This is a genomic window from Candidatus Frankia alpina (assembly GCF_902806485.1).
GTDB lineage: Bacteria > Actinomycetota > Actinomycetes > Frankiales > Frankiaceae > Frankia > Frankia alpina.
Genome location: NZ_CADCWT010000277.1, coordinates 1 through 5557, shown reverse-complemented (window position 1 = coordinate 5557; position 5557 = coordinate 1). Strand labels below are relative to the sequence as shown.

5 protein-coding genes and 1 pseudogene are annotated in these 5557 nt (G+C 69.8%); 2 read left to right on the top strand and 4 right to left on the bottom strand.

Going from position 1 to position 5557, the window contains the following annotated elements:
• Nucleotides 1-29: 29 nt before the first annotated feature.
• Nucleotides 30-1138: pseudogene (locus G6R25_RS20745) on the bottom strand (RNA-guided endonuclease InsQ/TnpB family protein); the annotation flags it as partial.
• A 217-nt stretch (nucleotides 1139-1355) separates the two neighbouring features.
• Between G6R25_RS20745 and G6R25_RS20740 the strand changes: the two are divergent.
• Complete coding sequence (locus tag G6R25_RS20740; RefSeq protein ID WP_163554267.1) at nucleotides 1356-2549, top strand: FAD-dependent monooxygenase; 1194 nt, start codon at nucleotides 1356-1358, stop codon at nucleotides 2547-2549.
• On the opposite strand, the gene G6R25_RS20735 is transcribed toward G6R25_RS20740, so the two are convergent.
• The 3 genes from G6R25_RS20735 to G6R25_RS28085 all read right to left on the bottom strand — a co-directional run bounded on the left by G6R25_RS20735 (nucleotide 2550) and on the right by G6R25_RS28085 (nucleotide 4058).
• The gene (locus G6R25_RS20735; protein WP_235949274.1) at nucleotides 2550-3392 is read right to left on the bottom strand and encodes a putative protein N(5)-glutamine methyltransferase; all 843 of its coding nucleotides are present in this window, start codon (nucleotides 3390-3392) and stop codon (nucleotides 2550-2552) included.
• A gap of 175 nt (nucleotides 3393-3567) precedes the next feature.
• Nucleotides 3568-3837, bottom strand: coding sequence for a hypothetical protein (locus tag G6R25_RS28090; protein ID WP_235949271.1), 270 nt, complete (start codon nucleotides 3835-3837; stop codon nucleotides 3568-3570).
• The gene (locus G6R25_RS28085; RefSeq protein WP_235949268.1) at nucleotides 3831-4058 is read right to left on the bottom strand and encodes a hypothetical protein; all 228 of its coding nucleotides are present in this window, start codon (nucleotides 4056-4058) and stop codon (nucleotides 3831-3833) included. Before G6R25_RS28085 ends, G6R25_RS28090 begins: the two co-directional genes overlap by 7 nt.
• Before the next feature lie 140 nt (nucleotides 4059-4198).
• Here G6R25_RS28085 and G6R25_RS20725 point away from each other — a divergent pair, with 140 nt between their 5' ends.
• Complete coding sequence (locus G6R25_RS20725) at nucleotides 4199-5518, top strand: histidine kinase (protein ID WP_163554268.1); 1320 nt, start codon at nucleotides 4199-4201, stop codon at nucleotides 5516-5518.
• The last annotated feature ends 39 nt before the right edge of the window (nucleotides 5519-5557 follow it).

Genomic DNA, 5557 nt, shown 5'->3' with positions numbered 1-5557 from the left:
GATCTACACGACCTGACCAGTTACTGATGCCCCAGGGCGATGTTGCGCGCCGCGTTCACATCGGCGTTCGCCTGCTGCCCACAGGCCCGGCACCGGAAGACGGCTTGGTTCTCACGCACCTCCCCATCCCGAATCCCGCAGATATTGCAGGTATTGCAGGTCTGCGACGTCCACGCGGGGTTGATCCTCTCGACCCGGCCGGGGACTTTCTGCTCCAACCGGACGACGAGCAGCCCCCACCCGTGAGCGAGAATGCTCCGGTTCAGCCCGGCTTTCTGCCGCACCTTCCGGCCCGGCTCCTCGACCGTGCAACAGGCCGAACGGGTCATGGTCCCGATCGGCAAAGCCTCCACCCGAATCAGGTCATACCGGCGGGCCAGCGCGGTACTGGTCTTCTCCACCCAATCTTTGTGCCGGTCCACCTGACGGGCTTTCAACCGGGCGATCTGGCCACGCAACCGACCACGCCGATTACTACCCCGCCGCGCGGGCGAACCGGCGTTGCAACCGCAGCAACCGGGCGGCCTCCCCAGGCCGCAACCCGGGACAGTGCAACAACTCCCCCGTGGACAACGCCGCGGACACGACCACCCCGCGGTCCACCCCGACGACCCCACCCGCCACCCGGGACGCCGATCAGGTCGGGCACGACAGCGAAGGCCACATGCCAGCGCCCCGCCCGATCCCGGGTGATCCGATACGACGTCGCGGCAGGAACCGCACGGCTACGCCGGAACCGCACCCACCCGACCTTGGGAACCCGCACCCCGAACCAGCGGCGATTCACCAGCCGAACATCGGCAGGTTTCACCGCGACGATCCGGAAACCCTCCGACCGACCATGTTTCCGCCACGACGGCCTGCGATGCGAACCTCGAAAAAAGTTCGCCATCGCCGTCGCGAAATCCCGCAACGCCTGCTGCTGAACGGTCTGCGAACCGGCCGCCAGCCACGGATTGTCCCGGCGCGCTTCGGTCAACTGCCGGGACTGCTCGTGGTACCCCGGCGCCGGTCCACGCCGCGGATTCCACCACGACTGCTGTTCCACCCCAAGATTCCGCACATACCGCGCATGCCCGCAATGGCCTTCCATCACAGCCGCCTGCTCGACGGTCAGATAAAGCCGGTAACGGGACATGCCCCAATTCTACGACTAAGGATGTCAACCGATGGGCAAGATGGAACGGCGTTTCCTCCCCGCCGTGAACGGCGGGGTCTCCACCCCGCAAGTCTGATGATCATGATCGAGAGTTGGTCAACGTTCATCACACCCCGCATTCAACTTTTGACCAGATTTCATAATTGGTCATACGCTGACGGCTCGATCGGCCTCGACCCCACACTGCGGAGGACGCATGGGCAACCGGACGGCGCTCGTCTCCGGTGCCGGCATCGCCGGTACGACGCTCGCGTACTGGCTGGCGTGGCACGGTTTCCGACCGACGGTGGTCGAGCGCGGGCTGTGGCAGCGAACCAGCGGCAGCCCCGTGGACGTGCGTGGCCAGGCCCTCCGGGTGGCGGAGCGGATGGGAGTGCTCGCCCGGCTGCGGGCCGCCGCCACCGACGTGACGGGAATGCGGTTCGTGGACACGGCGGGCCGCAGTGTCGGCCGCATCAACCTGCGCGCGCTCGCGCGCTCGACCGGCGGCGGCGACGTCGAACTTCCCCGTGGCACGCTCGCCTCGATCCTGCAGGCGGCGAGCGCGGAGCACGCCGAGTTCGTGTTCGGCGACTCCATCGCCGGTCTGACGCAGGACGAGCACGGCGTCGACGTGACCTTCGATCACGGCCGCCCCCGCCGGTTCGACCTGGTCATCGGCGCCGACGGCCTCCATTCGGTCGTGCGCCAACTCGCCTTCGGACCGGATACGAACTTCGTACGTCACCTGGGCCTCTACGCCGCCACGGTGCCGTTCAACGGGTCGATCGAGCACCGGCGCGAGGTGGTCATGCACAACACGCCGGGCCGAGTCGTCGCCCTGCACCTCTCAGCCGCCGGGCCGATCGCGTTCTTCGCCTTCCGCCGCCCGGAGCTCGCGGAGTTCAACCATCGCGACATCGACCAGCACCGCACCATGCTCACCGGCGCCTACGCGGCCGGATCCTGGCGGACGCCGGAGCTGTTGGCACGGGCGCAGGCAAGCGAGGACCTCTACTTCGACGCGGTGAGCCGGGTGGACGTGCCGGCCTGGTCGGCCGGCCGGATCACGCTCGTCGGCGACGCCGCATCCTGCGTGTCCCTGTTCGGTGACGGCTCCTCCCTGGCGATGGCCGGGGCGTTCGCACTCGCCGAGGAACTGGCCGCGACCTCCGACGACCACCGCTCGGCACTACGCCGTTATGAGGCCCGCCATCGCCGCCTGGTCGAACCACGCCAGCGCGGCGTCGAGCAGGCTTCCCACCTACTCATTCCCGCCACCTGGGCCGGCATCCGTGCCCGCAACGCCGCCACCCGCCTGTGGCCGGCCGCCGCCGCCGGCTGGCTCGGCAGCCGGCTGTCCACCGCCGGCCGCGCCCCCCACCCGGCCGGCGCTACCTCACCGGGCTGATCACCGCCCGCCCCGGTCCAGGCTCACCGGGTCGCCGGCCTGGAACGCCGCGATCACGACGGTGGCTGCCAGCTCGTCGGACACCTCAATCCGAGCTGACAGCTCGGCGCCCGCCAGGGCGTCCACAAGCGAGGGCGCCTGCCGCGCGCTGGTCTCGACCAACAGGCTTCCGCCCGGTGCCAGCCACGACGGCCCCCCGGCGACCACCCGGCGTAGCACGTCGAGACCGTCAGTCCCGCCATCGAGAGCCAGCCGGGGCTCGTGCTCCCGTGCCTCGGGCGGCATCAGGCCGATCGCGTCGGTCGGCACATACGGCGCGTTGACCACCAGGAGATCCACGCCTCTGCGCAGCTCTTCGGGCAGCGCGGCGAACAGGTCGCCCTCGTGCACCCGGCCGCCGACGGCGGCCAGATTGCGCCGAGCGCAGCGCACCGCGGCGGGCTCGACGTCGGCGGCGTGCACTTCGGCACCGGGCAGGGCCGCGAGCAAGGCCGCGGCCACCGCGCCCGATCCGCAACACAGATCGACCACGATCCTGACGGGACTGGCACCGGCCTGCTCGAGGGCCTGCTGGACGAGAAACTCGGTGCGGCGACGGGGCACGAACACGCCGGCCTCGATCGCGATCCGCAGGCCGCAGAACTCCGCCCAACCGAGGATGTACTCCAGAGGCTGGCCGGCGACCCGGCGATCGACCATGGCGGTGAGCTCGGCGGCCGTCCGGGTAGCGGCGACAAGCAGCTGGGCTTCGTCCTCGGCGAAGACGCAACCCGCGGCACGCAGCCGGCGGATGATAAGGGGCGCCGAAGAAGAGGGTGAAAAGGGTGACGGAGCTGACGACACGGGAAGCCTTTCGGGACACCGAAGGGCGCCCTCTCGATCACCAGGTCCGATTGCACCTAATGTGATCATGGGAGGAGTACGCCCACCCTGATACCGCGGAAATAGGTCCCACCTCCTCAAGACGATCACCTATGACGGCGCCCACAGTACCAGACCCACCTCGCTCTACCAGGGGCTACGCGTCCAGCGGCAGCGGCAGCAGGGCCCGGTCGAGCAGCCCCGTGGCGACCGCACCGACGACGGTGAGATCGAGGTAGTGGCAGGCCATCGTACCCGCATAGCTGGGGCCGCCCCACGCGTTCACCGTGAAATTCGGGTCCAATCCGCCGAGCACCTGCACCCCGGCCCGCCAACACAGGTAGAACAGCAGGACGGCCAAAGGGGCGAGGACGCCCAGCCGCCACAGCCCCGCCGGGCTGCGCCGAACGGCGAGGGCGGTCAGCACGCGGACCGGCCGAGCGGCGCAGGCAGCAGGCCACGGGGACGCCGCTCGAACGGAATCCGACGGCGGCGCAGCCACGCCCCGACGGCGAGCGCCCCAGCCAGGATCAGTACGGCCAGGTGCGGGCCCCAGGCGGCGGTGCCCGCACCGTGCCCCGCACGGACGGTCGACCGGTCGTGGTACATAACGCCGCCGGAGGCGACGCCTGCGCTGAGAGCGGTCACAGCGAACCCTGACAGGACGGGCGAGAGCCCCGCGGCCACCCGACGCCGGCGAGCGATTCAAGGGGGTGGGCACGGCCGGCGCCGTCGAAGAACGTTGGCTGCTCTGGGCTGCGACGTGGCGGCCGATCGACGGGGAGTGGATGGACGCGGCTTCATGTCCATCACCGTCGCTTTTCTGGACCGGCCTGTCGTCCGTCGACGGAACCTCCTCCGGCTCCTTCGGAGGGTGGATCGGAGCGGCTAGATCCGACCTGAGGCGGATGGTACGCGTCATCCTGTGGATGAACGCCGAGGGTCAACATCGGCGTCTACCGTCACGTCCCATGGCGCTCATCACGCCGGCATCGCCCGGCCCAGCCCAGCCGCCCGCGCCCACGGACGCATCTGTCGGATCCACGGCGGCCGGCACCTTGGATCGGGCCGGCCGAAGGGCCGTCCCCGGCGTGGTCGATATCGCAATCGTCCTTGCTTCCTTCGCCCTGTTCACCCTGCCAGCCGCGTTGACCCCGACGGTCGCGCCTGGGGCCGACAGCTACGGCTCAACCGCCCATGTTCTGCTGTTCGGGACGCTCGCTGCCGCTCCGTTGATCGCGGCCCGGCGCTGGCCACTGCCGGTGCTCGCCACCGTCGCCACGGTCCTCTGCGCGGCCGCGCTCGCCGGGGTCCGTTTCACCCCACTGGTCAGCAACGCTGGGCCAGCGCTCGGCGTCGCCGTCCTCACCGTCGCCGACCACCACCCCAGGCGGATTTCGGTGGCCGCGAGCACGACGGCCGTCGTAGCGATATCGGTCGCCACCGCCGTCGCCTTGCAGTTGTATCCCGATCAAGAACAGGATCTGGTCCAGGCGCTTGTCGCTGTAGCGGCATGGCTGGTAGGCGATGCCTTCCGCACCCGCCGCCGCTATCGGTCCCGCCTGGCGCTGGAGGCACGCCGAGAGGCCACGGAGCGGGAGCGCCGTATCCGCGCCGAAGAACGGCTGCGGGTAGCTCGGGACGTTCACGACGTCGTGTCGCACAGGCTGAGTCTGATCGCGGTCCGCTCCGGCGTTGCCCGACTACTCGAGGACCCGCGCGAGGCACGCGAGGCACTGAGTGTGATCGAGACGACGAGCCGCTCGGCGCTCGACGAGGTGCGCCGGGTCCTACGCACTACCCGCCAGGAGATCCGGGAGCCGTCGGGTCGAGCGGAAGCGATGCAGACGACGAGGCCGCAGGTGGAGCCAGCCGAAGTCCCGGGCCAGGCGGATCGAGCGGAGGCGGCGGACGGACCGGCAGGGGCCGCCGGGTCAGCGCGGCTAGGCGATCAGGCCGATGCCGACGAACCAGCTATGATCACCGAGCCGAAGCTCGCAGACCTCGACCATCTGGTCGCCGGGCTGCGGCGGCGCGGGTTCCACACGTCATACCGGCGTACAGGCACCGCTCGCAGCTATCCACCGGTCCTAGTAGGGCTTTGTTAGGTGTCGTTGAGTTGTGGTTTCAAGCGATCTGGTGACGGA

What these genes read in the sequence shown, in the direction of transcription:
- G6R25_RS20740 (WP_163554267.1), top strand. Translation starts at nt 1,356, where the DNA reads ATGGGCAACCGGACGGCGCTCGTCTCCGGTGCCGGCATCGCCGGTACG.
- G6R25_RS20725 (WP_163554268.1), top strand. Translation starts at nt 4,199, where the DNA reads ATGGACGCGGCTTCATGTCCATCACCGTCGCTTTTCTGGACCGGCCTG.